Origin of the sequence: Sphingomonas naphthae, assembly GCF_028607085.1 — a bacterium.
GTDB classification, from domain to species: domain Bacteria; phylum Pseudomonadota; class Alphaproteobacteria; order Sphingomonadales; family Sphingomonadaceae; genus Sphingomonas_Q; species Sphingomonas_Q naphthae.
The window spans coordinates 1,492,271-1,508,510 of record NZ_CP117411.1; the positions used below are offsets into that span (position 1 = coordinate 1,492,271).

The following is a 16,240-nucleotide window of genomic DNA, read 5'->3' on the forward strand; positions in this document are numbered from 1 at the left end:
GCTGATGGCCTTCGATCTCGCCGCCTACCTCGAGCGGATCGCGCTCAAGGATTATGTCGCGATCCCCGATGTCGAGGCATTGCAGGTGATCCAGCGCGCCCACCGGCTGGCGATCCCGTTCGAGAATCTCGACGTGATCCTCGGCCGGCCGATCCGGGTGGACGGCGAGAGCGTGTTCGAGAAGCTCGTGACCGGCCGGCGCGGCGGCTTCTGCTTCGAGCATAACCGCCTGTTCCACGACGCGCTGGTGGCGATCGGCTTCGACGTGCGGCCGGTGCTGGCGCGGGTGCGGCTGGGCCAGCCCGGCGTGACGGCGCGGACGCATGTGCTGAGCCTCGTCACGGTCGACGGGCAGGACTGGATCGCCGACGCGGGCTTCGGCGGCAGTTATTCCCCGCCGATGCCGCTGGTCGATGGCGAGGAAGTGGAAGCCCCCGACGGCGCCCGCTTCCGCCTCGCCCGCGATCCGGTGTTCGAATGGGTGGTCAGCCGCCACGGCCCGGCCGGCTCGACCGACGGGCGCGGCGAGGGCGATGTCTGGCAGGACCAGTTCAGCTTCTCGCTGGCGCCGGTGTTCGATGCCGATCTGGAGATGGGCGCGCATTTCGCCGCGACCCACCCGGCCTCGCGCTTCACCCAGCTCCGCATCGTCAGCCTGCCGCTGCCGACCGGCTTCGCGGCGCTGACGGGGCGGGAGTATAAGCGTTTCACCAAGGGCGAGACGGTGGCGAGCGAGATCACCGATCCGAGGGTCTATCGCATCCGGTTGGGGATGCTGTTCGGCATCCAGCTGAGCGCGGACGAGGTGGCGGCGCTGGGGTTGTTCTAGGGCAAGATAGTCACCTCGCCCGTTCAGAGCCGGAACACGCCCTCGATCACCGTCACGCACGTCCCGCCCAGCACGACGCGATCGCCCTCGATCCGGCAGGTCAGGTGGCCGCCGCGCGCCGAGGCCTGGAACGCCGTGAAGCTGTCCCGCCCGAGCCGCCTGGCCCAATAAGGCGAGATGACGCCATGGGCGGAGCCCGTCACCGGATCCTCGTCGATCCCCGCGCCCGGCGCGAACACGCGGCTCACCACGTCCGCCACTTCGCCGGGGGCGGTGGCGATGTAGAGCGTGTCGCCCAGCGGCTTCATCGCCGCGAAATCGGGCGCCAACGCGCGGATCGCGGCCTCATTCTCATACACCAGCACCGCATAGCCGCCGGGGTGGCGCAGCGTCTCGACCGGCGCGCCGCCCATCAGGCGGGTGGCGTCGGGCAGGGGGGCGGGCTCCGGCCCCCACGCCGGCAGCGACAGGGCATAGCCGTCGCCATCGCGCGCGACCGTCAGGATGCCGGCCTTGCGCGTGCGGAAGCGGACGACATCGCGGTCGCCGATCAGCACATGGCCGCTGGCGAGCGTCGCATGGCCGCACAGCACCACCTCCACGGCCGGCGTGAACCAGCGCAATTCGTAATCCGCCTCGCCATCGGCGCAGGGGATGGTGAAGGCGGTTTCGGCGAGGTTGTTCTCCTCGCCGATCGCCTGGAGCGTGGCATCGTCGAGCCATGCCTCCAGCGGCATCACCGCCGCCGGGTTGCCGGTGAACGGCCGGTCGGCAAAGGCGTCGACCTGGACGAAGCGATAGTCGGTCATGGGAACAGCAGCCCTTCGGTCCATGCGGTATCGGATGTGCGGGTGAACAGGCGTCGTTCGTGCAGTCGATGCGCGCGATCCTGCCAGAATTCGATGCGTTCGGGCGCAACACGATAGCCCGACCAGTGCGGCGGGCGCGGCACCTCGCCCCCCTCGAACCGCGCTTTGGCGGCCTCGAACCTCTCCTCGAACGCCTCCCGGCTGGCGAGCGGGCGCGACTGGTCCGACGCCCACGCGCCCAGCTGCGAATCGCGCGCGCGGCTGGCGAAATAGGCGTCGGCCTCGGCGTCGGTCACCGGCCCGATCGGCCCCTCGACCCGCACCTGCCGCCGCTGCGACTTCCAGTGAAAAAGCAGCGCGACATGGCCATTCGCGGCGATCTCGCCCGCCTTGCGGCTTTCCTGATTGGTATAGAAGACGAACCCGCGCGCATCATGCCCCTTCAGCAGCACCATCCGCACCGAGGGCCGGCCGACGGCATCGGCGGTGGCGAGCGCCATCGCATTGGGGTCGTTGGGCTCACTGGCGACCGCCTCGGCGAGCCAGGCGTCGAACAGAGCGTGCGGATCGTCGGTCATGCGGCGCCTCCTATAAGGTTTTGGCCGGGCGCGAAACGATGACGGGGACAAAGCTTTTCTCCCCACCCCCGTAGCGGGTGCCGCCCCCAGTCGCTATCTGGGGGCGATGGCGCGCTTCACCCGATCCAACGACTGGGGCTTCCCCCGCTGGCGCGGCTACGGCAGCGATCGCGGGGCGACGCAGGTGCGCATGTGCGACCGCCACGGCTGCGACAAGCCGGGTGACCGGCCCGCGCCCAAATCCCCCAACAGCCCCGAACGCTGGTATTTCTGCGAGGACCATGCCGGCGAATACAATCGCAACTGGAATTATTTCGAGGGGCTGACCGCCGAGGAGGCCGCCCAACGCGAGGCGGGCGAGAGGCGCGACGCCTCGGGCTTCGCCAATGCTTCCCACTATGGCTGGTCCGGCCCCGGCGACGGCACCCGATCGCGTGACGAGATGCGCGCGCTGGAGGCGCTGGAGTTGGAGACCGACGCCGATTTCGAGGATATCAAGCTGGCGTGGCGGCGCATGGCCAAGGCCAACCACCCGGACGTGAACCCCAACGATCCGGGCGCCGCCGAACGCTTCCGCAAGGCGCAGGCCGCGTTCGACGTGCTGCGGGTGGCGGAGGAACGGCGGACGTACAAGCCGTAGCCTGTCTATCCTCCCCCTGGCGGGGGAGGATCAGGAAGCAGCCCCTTGCCACCTTGACCCCATCCCCCCACGATACGCGCCATGAAGATCGCCCTCCTCGCCGCCTCCGCCCTCGCGCTCACCGCCGCCGCGCCCGCGCCGAAGCCCGACCCCGCCGAACTCAAGGCCACCGTCGCCGGGCTCGTTGCGTTCGGCACGCGCCACACCTTGTCCACCACCACCGATCCGAAGCGCGGCATCGGCGCCGCGAGGCGGTGGGTGGCGAAAAGGTTCGAGGCTTATGGCAACGCGTGCGGCGGCTGCCTGACGGTCGAGACGATCGGCGAGACGGTCTCCGGCCCGCGCGCGCCCGATGGCGTGCGGGTCGAGGATGTCATCGCCATCCAGAAGGGCGCGGGCGATCCCAATCGGGTGGTGATCGTGCAGGGGCATATCGACAGCCGCGTCAACGACGTGATGGATTTCACCTCCGACGCGGCCGGCGCCAACGACGATGCCTCGGGCGTGGCGCTGGTGGTCGAGGCGGCGCGCATCCTGTCGCGCGAGAAGCTCGCCGGCACGATCGTCTATGCCGCGCTCTCGGGCGAGGAGCAGGGGCTGTGGGGAGGCAGGATCCTCGCCGACACCGCCCGGGCACGCGGCTGGAAGGTGGCCGCCGTGCTCAACAATGATATCGTCGGCAACACCCATGGCATCGGCGGCCAGCATGTCGACAGCCTCGTCCGCGTGTTCAGCGAAGGCATCGGCTCCACCCCGGAGATCGCCGCGACGGCCAAAGCGCAGCGCGCGATCGGCGGCGAGGATGACGGGCCATCGCGCGCGCTGGCCAAGGCGATCGTCGGCATCGCGGGCGCGCAGAAGGGGATGGGGCTGGAGGCGCGCGCGATCCGCCGGCCCGATCGCTTCCAGCGCGGCGGCGATCATCTGCCCTTCCTCGAGGCCGGCTTCCCGGCGGTGCGCTTCACCGAGGCGACCGAGAATTACGATCGCCAGCACCAGAGCATCCGCACCGAGGGCGATCGCCATTATGGCGACACGATCGAGTTCGTCGACTTCCCCTATCTGGCCAGGGTGACCGCGCTCAACATCGCCGCGATCCGCCAGTTCGCCGCCGCGCCGTCCGCACCGACGGGGGTGACGATCGCTGGTGCGCTCAGCGACGATACCAAGGTGGCGTGGGGCGCGGTGCCGGGCGCGGCCGGCTATCGCGTGCGCTGGCGCTGGGCCGACAAGGCCGACTGGACCGACAGCCGCGACCTGCCCGCCGGCGCCACCACGATCGATCTGCCGCACGTCAACATCGACGATCATTTCTTCGGCGTGTCGGCCCTGTCGGCGGACGGCGCGGAAAGCCTCGTCACCTTCGCCGGCGTCGTCCCCCGGCCGGCGCCCGGCGCGGTGAAATGAAGGCGGCCAAGGCGAACTGGAGCCGTGTGCTGCTGGTCTGCGCCAAGTGCGAGAAGAAATTGGGCAACGCCGGCTTCGGCGCGGACGGCGACGAGCGGCTGTCGCGCGTCCTGAAGCGGCAGGCCGGTGGCAAGGGCCGCAAGGCGCGCTTCGGCGTGGTGCCGGTCAAATGCCTGAAGCTGTGCCCCAGGCGGGCGGTGACGGTGGTGGACAGCGCCCAGCCCGGCCGCTGGCTGGTGGTGGCGCCGGGCGAGGCGATCGACGGGCTGATCGGGGAAGCCTCCGCGTGACGTCTTCCGGCTGGTCCTTCTTTATCGATCGTGGCGGCACCTTCACCGATGTGGTCGGGCGGAGCCCTGGGGGCGCGATCGTCACCGCCAAACTGCTGTCCGAAGATCCTGACCGCTACGCCGATGCGGCGGTGGAGGGCATTCGCCGACTGGCGGGCGACGCGCCGGTCGCGGTGGTCAAGATGGGCACCACCGTCGCCACCAACGCCTTGCTGGAGCGCGACGGCGAACCGCTGGCGCTGGCGATCACGCGCGGCCACGGCGATGCGCTGCGGATCGGCTATCAGGCGCGGCCCGACATCTTCGCGCGCGATATCCGCCTGCCCGAGCCCTTGTATGCGCGCGTGATCGAGATCGACGAGCGGATGACCGCCGAGGGCACGGTGCTGCGCCCGCTCGACGAGGCGGCGGCGCGGGCCGGGTTGCAGGCGGCCTATGACGCGGGGCTGCGTGCGCTGGCGATCGTGCTGCTGCACGGCTGGCGCTGGACCGATCATGAGGCGCGGGTGGCGGCGATCGCGCGGGAGATCGGCTTCACGCAGGTCTCGATCAGCCATGAGGTGGCGCCGCTGGTGCGCCTCGTCGGGCGGGGCGACACGACGGTGGTGGACGCTTATCTGTCGCCGGTGCTGCGCCGCTATGTCGATCGCGTGGCGGGGGCGCTGGGCGCGGGGACGCGGCTGTTGTTCATGCAATCTAGCGGCGGGCTGACCGAGGCGTCGGCGTTTCGCGGCAAGGATGCGATCCTGTCCGGCCCGGCGGGCGGCATCGTCGGCATGGCGCGCACCGCCGCCGAGTCCGGCGAGGAGAGGCTGATCGGCTTCGACATGGGCGGCACCTCGACCGACGTGTCGCATCATGCCGGCGCCTATGAGCGGACCGGCGACACGATGGTGGCGGGCGTGCGGGTGCGGGCGCCGATGTTGCAGATCCATACCGTCGCGGCGGGCGGCGGATCGATCTGCCGCTTCGATGGCGCGCGGCTGAGGGTCGGGCCGGAGAGCGCCGGGGCGGTGCCGGGGCCGGCCTGCTACCGGCGCGGCGGGCCGCTGACGGTGACCGACTGCAACGTCGCGCTCGGCCGCATCCTGCCGGATCATTTCCCTACACTGTTCGGGCCGATGGGCGACCAGCCGATCGACGTGGGCGCGGCCCGTGCGCGGCTCGCCGAGATCGTCGAGGCCATGGGCGGCACTATGGCGATCGAGGCGCTGGCCGAGGGCTTCCTCGCCATCGCGGTCGACAATATGGCGCGCGCCATTCGCCGGATCTCGGTCGAGCGCGGGCATGACGTGACCCGCTACACGCTCGTCTGCTTCGGCGGGGCGGGCGGGCAGCATGCCTGCAAGGTGGCCGACGCGCTCGGGATGGGCAGGGTGATGATCCACCCGCTGGCCGGCATCCTCTCGGCCTATGGCATGGGCCTCGCCGACATGACCGCGCTGAGGGAGCGGACGCTGGGCGTGGCGCCGGACGACCGCCAGGTGGCGGAAACGCTCGACCTGCTGGCAGCCGAGGCGTCGGCGGCACTGGCGGCGCAGGGCGTGGCCGCGCCCGAGACGGTACGCCGCGTGGCGCTGCGCTATGCCGGCAGCGACAGCGCGATCGAGGTGGCGGCCGACAGCCCGGCGGCCATGCAGGCGGCCTTCGAGGAGGCCCACCGCCGCCGCTTCGGCTATGTTTCGCCGGATGCGGCGTTGATCGCCGAGACGGCGGTGGTCGAGGCGATCGGCCGGGCGGAAGCGCTCAGCCTGCCGCCGCCGCGCGCTGGTGGCGCGGCGGAACTGTCGCCGGGCGTGTTCGATCGGGCGGGATTGCCGGTCGGCTGGTCGGCCGAGGGGCCGGCGATGATCGTCGATCCCTCCGCCACCACGCTCGTCGATCCGGGCTGGCGGGCGACAGTGGACGCCCATGGCAATCTGATGCTCGATCGCATCGCCCCGCGCGCGGCCGTGGCGGCGGGGGCATCGGTCGATCCGGTGCGGCTGGAGCTGTTCGCCAATCTTTTCATGAGCATCGCCGAGGAGATGGGTACGGCGTTGCAGGCGACCGCCTCGTCGGTGAACATCCGCGAGCGGCTCGATTTCTCTTGCGCGCTGTTCGACCGGACGGGCGCCCTCATCGCCAACGCGCCGCATATCCCGGTGCATCTGGGATCGATGGGAGAGAGTATCCGCACCATCATCGCCGATCGCGGGCCGGGCGAGGACGGTCGGTTGAACGACGGGCGGGGGATGCGGCCGGGCGACGCCTATATGCTCAACGACCCTTATCATGGCGGCACGCATCTGCCCGACATCACCGTCATCATGCCGGTGTTCGCGGAGGGCGATGATGCCGAGCCGGCGTGGTTCGTGGCGGCGCGCGGGCATCATGCCGATGTCGGCGGGATTGCGCCCGGATCGATGCCGCCCGGCAGCAGCCGGATCGAGGAGGAGGGCGTGCTGATCGCCGACCACCTGCTCGTCGACACGGGGCGGCTGTGCGAGGCGGAGACGCGCGCGCTGTTCGCCTCCGGCCCATGGCCGGCGCGCGATCCGGATCGCAACATGGCCGATCTTGCCGCGCAGATCGCCGCCTGCCGGCGCGGCGCCGACGCGCTGGCGGCGGTGGCGAGCGAGCAGGGCCGCGACACGGTCGATGCCTATATGGGCCATGTCCTCGATCATGCCGACCGCGCCGTCCGGCAATTGCTGGCGGGGCTGGAGGATGGGCATTTCCTTTATGGCATGGACGATGGCGCCGCGATCGAGGTGGCGATCAGCGTCGATCGCGCGGCGGGCACGGCCGAGATCGACTTCACCGGCACGTCCGGCCAGCATCCTGGCAATTTCAACGCGCCTTATTCGATCTGCCGCGCCGCGACGCTCTATGTGTTGCGCACCCTGATCGATGACACGATCCCGATGAACGATGGGTGCCTGCGGCCTGTCACCCTGATCGTGCCGGAGGGATCGATGCTCCGCCCTGGCCCCGGCGCGGCGGTGGTGGCGGGCAATGTCGAGACCAGCCAGGTGGTGACCGATGCCTTGTTCGCCGCAACCGGGCGGCTGGCGCCCTCGCAGGGCACGATGAACAATTTCACCTTCGGCGATGCGACCCGCCAATATTATGAGACGATCGCGGGCGGCGCGGGGGCGGGGCCGGGGCATGACGGGGCGAGCGCGGTGCAGACGCACATGACCAACAGCCGCCTGACCGACCCCGAGATATTGGAGACGCGCTTCCCGGTGCTGCTGGAGCGCTTCGCGATCCGCGCCGGTTCGGGCGGGGCGGGGCGCTGGCACGGCGGCGACGGGGTCGAGCGCCACATCCGCTTTCGTGAGCCGATGGAGGCCGGCATCCTCGCCAACCGCCGGATCGTGCCGCCCGCCGGCATCGCGGGTGGCGGCGACGCGGCGCCGGGCGTCAACCGCGTGGTCCGCGCTGACGGGCGGGAGGAGGCGCTGGCCTCCTGCGCGTCCGTCGCGATGGCGCCGGGAGACCTGTTCGTGATCGAGACGCCGGGCGGCGGCGGCTTCGGGGTGGCGGAATGAGCGGCGCACTCGTCCTGATCGGCATCGTCGTGCTCGTCGGCGGGCTGATGCTGCGGCTCAACACGCTGCTGGTGGTGATGGCGGCCGCGCTGGCGACGGGGCTGGCCGGCGGGCTGGGGCTGGAGGGCACGATCCGCGCCTTCGGCAAGGCGTTCAACGACAATCGCTACGTGACGATCATCTGGATCGTGCTGCCGGTGATCGGCCTGCTCGAGCGCTTCGGGCTGCAACAGCGGGCGAAGATGCTGATCGCCGGGCTGCGTGGGGCGACGACGGCACGCATCCTGATCGCCTATCTCGCGCTCCGCCAGATCCTCGCCGCGCTGGGGCTTACTTCGGTCGCGGGCCATCCGCAGACGGTGCGTCCGCTGGTGGCACCGATGGCCGAGGCGGCGGCGGAGCGCGACGGCGGCCCGCTCGACGACGCCAAGCGCGACACGGTGCGGGCCTATGCGGCGGCGACCGACAATGTCGGGCTGTTCTTCGGCGAGGATATCTTCCTCGCCATCGCCTCGATCCTGCTCATCAAGGGCTTCCTCGAGCAGAACGGCATCGTGCTTCAGCCGTTCGAGCTGTCGGTATGGGCGATCCCGACGGCGATCTGCGCCTTCGTCATCCACGCGGGGCGCTTGTGGTGGCTCGGGCGGAGGCTGAAGCGTTGATTACGCTCGCCTGGCTCTATGCGCTGGGGGGCGCGATGTTCGCGGCCTATGCGCTGTTCACGCTGGCCGATGCGCGCCATCCGAAGCGCTGGGGCACGGCCGCCTTCTGGGGGCTGCTGGCGGCGAGCTTCCTGAGCGGCGACCGGTTCGGCGATCTCGGCAACGGCATCCTCGTGCTGGCGCTGGTGGCGCTGGCCGGGCTGGGCCTAACCGGCCGCTCCGATCCGCCGACGACGAGCACCACCGAACGGGAGGCCAGCGCCGCGCGGCGCGGCAACCGCCTGTTCCTGCCCGCGCTGGTGATCCCCGCGACGGCGCTGCTCGGCACCCTGCTGCTCAAGCGCCTGCCCTTGTTCGAGGCCAAGAACATCACCCTGATCTCGCTCGGGCTCGGCGTATTGCTGGCGCTGGGGGCGATCCTGCTGTGGCTGCGCCCGCCCGCCCGCGCACCGCTCGACGAAGGGCGCAGGCTCACCGACGCGGTCGGCTGGGCGGTGGTGATGCCCCAGATGCTGGCGGCGCTGGGCGCGGTGTTCGCGCTGGCGGGCGTCGGCGATGTCGTCGGGCAAGCGGCGGCCTACGCGATCCCCGCCGAGGGGACGTTCGTCGCGACCGCCATATTCGCGCTCGGCATGGCGGGCTTCACGATCGTGATGGGCAATGCCTTCGCCGCCTTCCCGGTGATGATGGCGGCGGTCGGCCTGCCGGTCCTGGTGCGGCTGCATGGCGGCGATCCGGCGGTGGTGGCGGCGGTGGGGATGCTCGCCGGCTTCTGCGGCACGCTCCTGTCGCCGATGGCGGCCAATTTCAACATCGTGCCGGCGGTGCTGCTCGACCTGAAGGACCGCCACGGCGTGATCCGCGCGCAGGCGGGCACCGCGCTGCCGCTGCTGCTGGCCAATATCCTCATCATCTGGTGGTGCGCCTTTCCATGACCCCCGACATCGCCGCCCGCTTCGCGCGCATCGCGCTCGGCCACCTCACCCGCGAATATCCGCACAAGCTGGATCATGTGCTGACCGGCGACGCCGATGCCGAGACGCCGCGCGCGCTCCACCCGATCTTCTTCGGCAGCTTCGACTGGCATAGCTGCGTCCATGGCTATTGGATGATCCTGACGCTGCTGCACCGCTTCCCCGACATGGCGGGCGGAGAGGCGGTGGCGGCGCTGGCCGACACGATGCTGACGCCCGACAAGGTCGCGGCGGAGGTCGCCTATGTCGCCCGGCCCTCCTCGGCCGGGTTCGAGCGGCCCTATGGCTGGGCCTGGGCGCTGGCGCTGCATGGCGCGGCGGCGCGGCATGAGGGGCGCGGCTGGGGAGCGGCGCTGGAACCGCTGGCGCGTGCCTTCGCCGATCGCTTCACCGCCTTCCTGCCGAAACAGACCTATCCGATCCGCACCGGCACCCATTTCAACACCGCCTTCGCCCTGATCCTCGCGCTCGACTGGGCCGAGACGCACGATGCGGCGCTGGCCGCGCTGATCCGGTCGCGGGCGACCGATTACTACGCCACCGACCGCGATTGCCCGGCGTGGGAGCCGGGCGGCGACGAATTCCTGTCGGGCGCCTTGTGCGAGGCGCTACTGATGCGCCGCGTGCTGGGCGCGGCCGAGGGGCGGGCCTGGTTCGCCGCCTTCCTCCCGCGCCTCGGCGAAGGCCAGCCCGCGACCCTGCTGACCCCGGCCTTCGTCAGCGACCGCACCGACGGCAAGATCGCGCATCTCGACGGGCTCAACCTCAGCCGGGCGTGGTGCTGGCGGGGGCTGGCGGACTGGCTGCCGGAGGGGATGGCGGGGGAGGTGGCGGAGCGCCATCTGGCGGCCGCGCTGCCCCATGTCGCGGGCGATTATATGGGCGAACATTGGCTCGCCACCTTCGCGACGCTGGCGCTGTCGTCATACTGACGAGGTCATTTGCGCCGGGGCACAAAAAAGGGCCGGAGGATTGCTCCCCCGGCCCCGTTCCGTCGTTCGGTGGTCGGTCGGACTTAGAAGTCCATGCCGCCCATACCGCCCATGCCACCCGGCATGCCGCCGCCCATGGCGGGGGCCTTGTCGTCCGGGGCCTCTGAAATGGCGGCCTCGGTGGTGATGAGCAGGCTGGCGACCGAGGCCGCGTCCTGCAGCGCGGTGCGGACGACCTTGGTCGGGTCGATCACGCCGGCGGCGACGAGGTTCTCGTACACGTCGGTCGAGGCGTTGAAGCCGAGCGTCGGATCGTTGCCGTCGATCAGCTTGCCCGCGACGACCGCGCCGTCGTGGCCGGCGTTCTGCGCGATCTGCTTCACCGGGGCGGTGATCGCCTTGCGGATGATGTCGATGCCGCGGGTCTGATCGTCGTTGACGCCCTTCAGGCCCTCGAGCGCCTTCGTCGCGTACAGCAGCGCGGTGCCGCCGCCGGGAACGATGCCCTCTTCCACGGCCGCGCGGGTCGCGTGGAGAGCGTCGTCGACGCGATCCTTGCGCTCCTTGACCTCGACCTCGGTGGCACCACCGACCTTGATGACCGCAACGCCGCCGGCGAGCTTGGCGAGACGCTCCTGGAGCTTCTCACGGTCGTAATCGCTGGTGGTGTTCTCGATCTGGCGACGGACCGCCTCGACGCGGCCCTTGATCGACTCGCCGTCACCCGCACCGTCGACGATGGTGGTGTTGTCCTTGTCGATGGTGACGCGCTTGGCGGTGCCGAGCATGCCGATCGTGACGTTCTCGAGCTTGATGCCGAGATCCTCGGAGATCATCTCGCCCTTGGTCAGGATCGCGATATCCTCGAGCATCGCCTTGCGGCGATCGCCGAAGCCCGGCGCCTTGACGGCGGCGACCTTCAGGCCGCCACGCAGCTTGTTGACGACGAGCGTGGCGAGCGCCTCACCCTCGATATCCTCGGCGATGATGAGCAGCGGGCGACCCGACTGCACGACCGCTTCCAGAATCGGCAGGATCGACTGGAGGTTCGACAGCTTCTTCTCGTGGATCAGGATATAGGGGTCGGCGAGCTCGACGACCATCTTCTCCGGATTGGTGATGAAGTAGGGCGACAGATAGCCGCGATCGAACTGCATACCCTCGACGACGTCCAGCTCGAAATCGAGGCCCTTGGCTTCCTCGACGGTGATGACGCCTTCCTTGCCCACCTTCTCCATCGCTTCCGCGATCTTCTGGCCGACTTCGATGTCGCCATTGGCCGAGATGATGCCGACCTGGGCGACTTCGGCGGTGCCGGCGACCGGCTTGGAACGCGCCTTGATGTCCTCGACGACCTTGAGGACGGCGAGATCGATGCCGCGCTTCAGGTCCATCGGGTTCATGCCGGCCGCGACCGACTTCATGCCCTCGCGGACGATCGCCTGCGCCAGAACGGTGGCGGTGGTGGTGCCGTCGCCGGCCGTGTCGTTCGCCTTGCTGGCGACTTCACGGATCATCTGCGCGCCCATGTTCTCGAACCGATCCTTCAGTTCGATCTCCTTGGCGACGGTGACGCCGTCCTTGGTGATGCGCGGCGCGCCGAAGCTCTTCTCGATCACGACGTTGCGGCCCTTGGGGCCGAGCGTCACCTTCACCGCGTCGGCGAGGATGTCGACGCCGCGCAGGATGCGCTCGCGCGCGTCACGGCTGAATTTCACGTCCTTGGCTGCCATGGTGGCTACCCTTTCAGAATTTGTGCGTCACCCCGGCGAACGCCGGGGCCTTGCTGTTACGAGAGACCCCGGCATCGGCCGGGGTGACGATCAGTGGATCAGCCGACGATCCCCAGGATGTCGCTTTCCTTCATGATCAGCAGATCCTCGCCACCGATCTTCACCTCGGTGCCGGACCATTTGCCGAACAGGATCTTGTCGCCGGCCTTCACGTCCAGCGGGGTGACCTTGCCGTCCTCGGCCTTCGTGCCGGAGCCCACGGCGACGACTTCGCCTTCCTGCGGCTTTTCCTTGGCGGAATCGGGGATGATGATCCCACCGGCCGTCTTGGTATCGGCCTCGATGCGCTTGACGAGCACGCGATCGTGCAGCGGTCGGAAACCCATGTGATGTCCCTTCTGCTTGACGAACAAGGGCATCGGCCGGATTTTCCCGCCTCCCCCATCCATCCTGTGATCTGTTGGCACTCCCGGTTTGCGAGTGCCAGCGGTCATATGTGCCCGGTGCGCATGCCTGTCAAGGCGATGCCGGGGCAGGGCGGGCGCGCTTTGCGGTGCGACGATCCCAGCCTGTCGCACGCCCGTGACGCCGCCGTGTCGCCCGCGTGACGCCCCCGTGAAAATCCTGTGACGCCGCGCGGATATGGCCTGTTCTTTCGCGCCGAGAAAGCCGCTAGACGTGCCTCAAGCCGCTTTCCGCGGTGGTTGGGGATCGACGGACATGAAGGTCGTGCGCGGCATCTGGAAGCTGCTGGTGGGCATCAAGGACGCGCTCGTCCTGCTCGCGATGCTGCTGTTCTTCGGGCTGCTCTACGCGCTGCTGTCGGTGCGGCCGACCCCGCAGGTGCCCACCGCCGGCGCGCTGACGATCGCGCTGGATGGCGCGCTGGTCGAGCAGCCGGGCGATGTCGATCCGCTCGAACTGGTCAGCGGCGGCGCGCCGGGCCTGCGCGAGTACAAGCTGCGCGATCTGGTGCGCGGGCTGCGCGCGGCGGCAACCGATACGCGGGTGAAGGCGGTGGTCCTCGATCTCGATCGCTTCTCCGGCGGCGGGCAGGCGACGATCGGCGAGGCAACCGACGCGCTCGATGCGGTGCGCCGCGCTGGCAAGCCGGTACTGGCCTATGCCACCGGCTATGTCGACGACGGCTATCAGCTCGCGTCGCACGCCAGCGAAATCTGGCTCAATCCCTATGGCGCGGTGTTCATCGCCGGGCCGGGCGGGCAGCGCCTTTATTACAAGGGCCTGCTCGACAAGATCGGCGTGACGACCCATGTCTATCGCGTCGGCACCTTCAAGTCGGCGGTCGAGCCCTATATCCGCACCGATCAGTCGCCCGAGGCGCGCGCCGCCAATCAGGCGCTGGCCGATGCCCTGTGGGCGACGTGGCTCGATGGCGTGAAGCAGGCGCGGCCCAAGGCCAATGTCGCGGCCTATGCCGCCGCCCCCGGCGCCGCGATCGACGCGGCGGGCGGGCGCATCGCCGATGCCGCGCTGAAGGCGGGTCTGGTGGACAAGCTGGGCGACCGCACCGCCTTCAACCGCCGCGTCGTGCAACTGGCGGGCGCGGACGAGACCGACAAGACTCCCGGCGCCTATCGCTCGATCAAATACGACAGCTGGCTTTCGGCCAACCCGGAGAAATCGACCGGCGACCAGATCGGCGTGCTCACCATCGCCGGCGAGATCAGCGACGGCCGCGCCCCCGCCGGCAGCGCGGGCGGCGAGACCATCTCGCGCCTGCTGCTGGAGGAACTCGGCAAGAAGCGCATCAAGGCGCTGGTCGTCCGCGTGGACAGCCCCGGCGGCGCCGTGACGGGCGGCGAGAAGATCCGCCAGGCCATCTTGGAGGCCAAGGCGCAGAAGCTGCCTGTGGTGGTCTCGATGGGGTCGGTCGCGGCCTCGGGCGGCTATTGGGTGTCGACGCCCGCCGACCGCATCTTCGCCTCGCCCTCCACCATCACCGGATCGATCGGCGTGTTCGGGCTGCTGCCCACCTTCCAGGGCTCGCTCGAAAAGCTCGGCCTCTCGGCGGACGGCGTGAAGACCACGCCGCTGTCGGGCCAGCCCGACGTCTATCACGGCACCAGCCCCGAATTCGACGCGCTGATGCAGCGCGGCGTGGAGGATATCTACCGCCGCTTCACCGCCCTCGTCGCCGCCTCGCGCAAACTGCCCGTGGAGAAGGTGGACGAAATCGGCCAGGGCCGCGTCTGGGCCGGCGGCACCGCGCGCCAGATCGGTCTGGTCGATCAGTTCGGCACGCTCGACGACGCCATCGGCGACGCCGCCCGCCGCGCGAAGCTCGATCCCGCCAAGGTCCGCCCGCGCTTCATCGAGCGCGAGCCTAACGCCTACAAGAAGCTCGTCCGCGACCTGCTGGCCCCCTCGCGCGACGGCGGATCGTCGGATGCCTTCACCCGCATGGCCGGCCGCCCGGATGCGCTGCTGGCGCAGGCCATCGGCGAGGCCCGCCAGATCGCGGCAGGCCCGGCGATCCAGGCGCGTTGTCTGGAATGCGGCGGGGCACGGGTGGCGGCCTCACCGCGCGACGCGGGCTGGGCGGCGCTGCTGATGGCGAAGCTGGGGCTGTAATGTGCCGTGCTCCTGCTCCTGCTTCCGCAGGAGCACGGCGGCGCCTTACCCCCGCCCGCGCTGCCGCGCGACGCGCAGGTAGCTATCGACCAGCTCCTGATTCACCCGATCCCAGCCGTAGCGCTCGCTCGCCTTGCGCCCGGCCTCGCCCGCCGCGCGGCGCGAATCGGGGTGGCGGCAGTAAAAGGCCAGCGCGTCTGCGAAGGCGGTGATGGCGCCCGGCGTCAGCAGGCGGCCGTTGACGCCCTCGCGCACCAGATTGGAACTGCCCGTCGCCCGTGCGGCCACCACCGGCAGGCCGCACGCCATCGCCTCCAGGGTGACGTTGCCGAACGTCTCGGTGACCGAGGGGTTGAACAGCATGTCGCACGAGGCGACCGCGCGGGCGAGATCCTCGCCCTTCTGGAAGCCGGTGAAGATCGCCTGCGGCAGCCGCTTCTCGAACCATTCGCGCGCCGGCCCGTCGCCGATCACGACCACGCGGTGGCCCACCTTGCGGCGCTGAAGCTGGTCGATCGCGTCCGAAAACACGTCGAGCCCCTTTTCCATCACCAGCCGGCCGATGAAGGCGATCACCGGCTCCTCGTCCTCGATCCCGTGGATGCGCCGCCAGTCGAGGTCGCGCCGCTCGGGCGTGAAGATGTCGTCGCGATCCACCCCGCGTGACCAGATGCCGACATCGAAATTCATCCGCTGATCGCGCAGCAATTGCGCCATCGATTCCGACGGCGCGAAGATCGCGTCGCAGCGGCGATAGAAACGGCGCAGCACCGCCTCGACCAGAGGCTCCATGAAGGCGAAGCCGTAATAGCGCGGATAGGTCTCGAAGCGGGTGTGGACCGACGCCACCACCGGCACGCCGCGCTTGCGCGCGAGCGAGACGGCGCGGTGGCCGAGCAGTTCGGGGCTGGCGACGTGGAAGATCGTCGGGTCGAATTCCGCGATATCGCGAATCACGCGGCGCGGGATGCCGATCGGCGCGCGATATTCGGCGCGGCCCGGCAGCGGGATCGCCGGCACGCCCACCACCTTGCCCGCCGACACGAACGCCGGCGTATCCGTCTTGGGCGAATAGATGCGCACTTTCGCGCCATTGTTCAGCAGGTAGCGCACCAGCCGGTTGAGCGCCTGATTGGCGCCGTCACGCACATAATTATAGTTGCCCGAAAAGAGAGCCAGGCGCAGGTCCGAAACGTCCATGGCGCGCGCCTAATCCAGCGCGCCTGAAAACGCCATGTATGGTTTTGCGGTGCGG

14 protein-coding genes are annotated in these 16,240 nt (G+C 69.8%); 9 read left to right on the top strand and 5 right to left on the bottom strand.

The features are described from left to right. The first annotated feature begins 4 nt into the window (after positions 1 to 4). A complete protein-coding gene (locus tag PQ455_RS06960) occupies positions 5 to 829 on the top strand; it encodes an arylamine N-acetyltransferase family protein (RefSeq protein ID WP_273690408.1) in 825 nt (274 codons plus the stop codon). A gap of 23 nt (positions 830 to 852) precedes the next feature. On the opposite strand, the gene PQ455_RS06965 is transcribed toward PQ455_RS06960, so the two are convergent. Both PQ455_RS06965 and pdxH read right to left on the bottom strand, forming a co-directional pair. Then, the gene (locus PQ455_RS06965) at positions 853 to 1,638 is read right to left on the bottom strand and encodes a PhzF family phenazine biosynthesis protein (RefSeq protein ID WP_273690409.1); all 786 of its coding nucleotides are present in this window, start codon (positions 1,636 to 1,638) and stop codon (positions 853 to 855) included. Beyond that, positions 1,635 to 2,216 (bottom strand): pyridoxamine 5'-phosphate oxidase, encoded by a 582-nt coding sequence (gene pdxH / locus PQ455_RS06970; RefSeq protein WP_273690411.1) that lies wholly within the window; start codon positions 2,214 to 2,216, stop codon positions 1,635 to 1,637. Before pdxH ends, PQ455_RS06965 begins: the two co-directional genes overlap by 4 nt. Before the next feature lie 106 nt (positions 2,217 to 2,322). On the opposite strand from pdxH, the gene PQ455_RS06975 reads away from it, so the two are divergent. The 7 genes from PQ455_RS06975 to PQ455_RS07005 all read left to right on the top strand — a co-directional run bounded on the left by PQ455_RS06975 (position 2,323) and on the right by PQ455_RS07005 (position 10,657). Continuing rightward, positions 2,323 to 2,856: a J domain-containing protein gene (locus tag PQ455_RS06975; protein WP_273690413.1), complete on the top strand. Its 534-nt coding sequence runs from the start codon at positions 2,323 to 2,325 to the stop codon at positions 2,854 to 2,856. An 81-nt stretch (positions 2,857 to 2,937) separates the two neighbouring features. Next, on the top strand, positions 2,938 to 4,263 hold the full coding sequence (locus PQ455_RS06980) for a M20/M25/M40 family metallo-hydrolase (RefSeq protein WP_273690415.1): 1,326 nt from the start codon (positions 2,938 to 2,940) through the stop codon (positions 4,261 to 4,263). Beyond that, positions 4,260 to 4,553 carry a (2Fe-2S) ferredoxin domain-containing protein gene (locus tag PQ455_RS06985; protein WP_273690417.1) on the top strand — a complete coding sequence of 98 codons (294 nt, stop codon included), beginning with the start codon at positions 4,260 to 4,262 and terminating at the stop codon, positions 4,551 to 4,553. The genes PQ455_RS06980 and PQ455_RS06985 overlap by 4 nt, the downstream gene beginning before the upstream one ends. Further along, positions 4,550 to 8,089 carry a hydantoinase B/oxoprolinase family protein gene (locus PQ455_RS06990; RefSeq protein WP_273690419.1) on the top strand — a complete coding sequence of 1,180 codons (3,540 nt, stop codon included), beginning with the start codon at positions 4,550 to 4,552 and terminating at the stop codon, positions 8,087 to 8,089. Before PQ455_RS06985 ends, PQ455_RS06990 begins: the two co-directional genes overlap by 4 nt. Further along, positions 8,086 to 8,751, top strand: coding sequence for a DUF969 domain-containing protein (locus tag PQ455_RS06995; protein WP_273690420.1), 666 nt, complete (start codon positions 8,086 to 8,088; stop codon positions 8,749 to 8,751). The genes PQ455_RS06990 and PQ455_RS06995 overlap by 4 nt, the downstream gene beginning before the upstream one ends. Beyond that, positions 8,748 to 9,686 carry a DUF979 domain-containing protein gene (locus tag PQ455_RS07000; RefSeq protein WP_273690421.1) on the top strand — a complete coding sequence of 313 codons (939 nt, stop codon included), beginning with the start codon at positions 8,748 to 8,750 and terminating at the stop codon, positions 9,684 to 9,686. The genes PQ455_RS06995 and PQ455_RS07000 overlap by 4 nt, the downstream gene beginning before the upstream one ends. Further along, the gene (locus PQ455_RS07005; RefSeq protein ID WP_273690422.1) at positions 9,683 to 10,657 is read left to right on the top strand and encodes a DUF2891 domain-containing protein; all 975 of its coding nucleotides are present in this window, start codon (positions 9,683 to 9,685) and stop codon (positions 10,655 to 10,657) included. Before PQ455_RS07000 ends, PQ455_RS07005 begins: the two co-directional genes overlap by 4 nt. A gap of 83 nt (positions 10,658 to 10,740) precedes the next feature. On the opposite strand, the gene groL is transcribed toward PQ455_RS07005, so the two are convergent. Both groL and groES read right to left on the bottom strand, forming a co-directional pair. Further along, positions 10,741 to 12,390 (bottom strand): chaperonin GroEL, encoded by a 1,650-nt coding sequence (gene groL / locus PQ455_RS07010; RefSeq protein WP_273690423.1) that lies wholly within the window; start codon positions 12,388 to 12,390, stop codon positions 10,741 to 10,743. Positions 12,391 to 12,488: 98 nt separating this feature from the next. Further along, a complete protein-coding gene (gene groES / locus PQ455_RS07015; protein WP_273690425.1) occupies positions 12,489 to 12,776 on the bottom strand; it encodes a co-chaperone GroES in 288 nt (95 codons plus the stop codon). 334 nt (positions 12,777 to 13,110) lie between these two features. On the opposite strand from groES, the gene sppA reads away from it, so the two are divergent. Beyond that, the gene (gene sppA / locus PQ455_RS07020) at positions 13,111 to 14,985 is read left to right on the top strand and encodes a signal peptide peptidase SppA (protein WP_273690427.1); all 1,875 of its coding nucleotides are present in this window, start codon (positions 13,111 to 13,113) and stop codon (positions 14,983 to 14,985) included. 45 nt (positions 14,986 to 15,030) lie between these two features. Here sppA and PQ455_RS07025 read toward each other — a convergent pair whose 3' ends face one another. Continuing rightward, positions 15,031 to 16,185 carry a glycosyltransferase family 4 protein gene (locus tag PQ455_RS07025; RefSeq protein ID WP_273690428.1) on the bottom strand — a complete coding sequence of 385 codons (1,155 nt, stop codon included), beginning with the start codon at positions 16,183 to 16,185 and terminating at the stop codon, positions 15,031 to 15,033. Between the last annotated feature and the right edge of the window lie 55 nt (positions 16,186 to 16,240).

Excerpts from the sequence above, each read along its gene's own strand:
- PQ455_RS07005 (WP_273690422.1), top strand. The coding sequence starts at position 9,683 with ATGACCCCCGACATCGCCGCCCGCTTCGCGCGCATCGCGCTCGGCCAC.
- groES (WP_273690425.1), bottom strand. The coding sequence starts at position 12,776 with ATGGGTTTCCGACCGCTGCACGATCGCGTGCTCGTCAAGCGCATCGAG.
- PQ455_RS06980 (WP_273690415.1), top strand. The coding sequence starts at position 2,938 with ATGAAGATCGCCCTCCTCGCCGCCTCCGCCCTCGCGCTCACCGCCGCC.
- PQ455_RS07025 (WP_273690428.1), bottom strand. The coding sequence starts at position 16,185 with ATGGACGTTTCGGACCTGCGCCTGGCTCTCTTTTCGGGCAACTATAAT.
- PQ455_RS06965 (WP_273690409.1), bottom strand. The coding sequence starts at position 1,638 with ATGACCGACTATCGCTTCGTCCAGGTCGACGCCTTTGCCGACCGGCCG.
- pdxH (WP_273690411.1), bottom strand. The coding sequence starts at position 2,216 with ATGACCGACGATCCGCACGCTCTGTTCGACGCCTGGCTCGCCGAGGCG.
- sppA (WP_273690427.1), top strand. The coding sequence starts at position 13,111 with ATGAAGGTCGTGCGCGGCATCTGGAAGCTGCTGGTGGGCATCAAGGAC.
- groL (WP_273690423.1), bottom strand. The coding sequence starts at position 12,390 with ATGGCAGCCAAGGACGTGAAATTCAGCCGTGACGCGCGCGAGCGCATC.
- PQ455_RS06995 (WP_273690420.1), top strand. The coding sequence starts at position 8,086 with ATGAGCGGCGCACTCGTCCTGATCGGCATCGTCGTGCTCGTCGGCGGG.
- PQ455_RS06960 (WP_273690408.1), top strand. The coding sequence starts at position 5 with ATGGCCTTCGATCTCGCCGCCTACCTCGAGCGGATCGCGCTCAAGGAT.
- PQ455_RS06975 (WP_273690413.1), top strand. The coding sequence starts at position 2,323 with ATGGCGCGCTTCACCCGATCCAACGACTGGGGCTTCCCCCGCTGGCGC.
- PQ455_RS06985 (WP_273690417.1), top strand. The coding sequence starts at position 4,260 with ATGAAGGCGGCCAAGGCGAACTGGAGCCGTGTGCTGCTGGTCTGCGCC.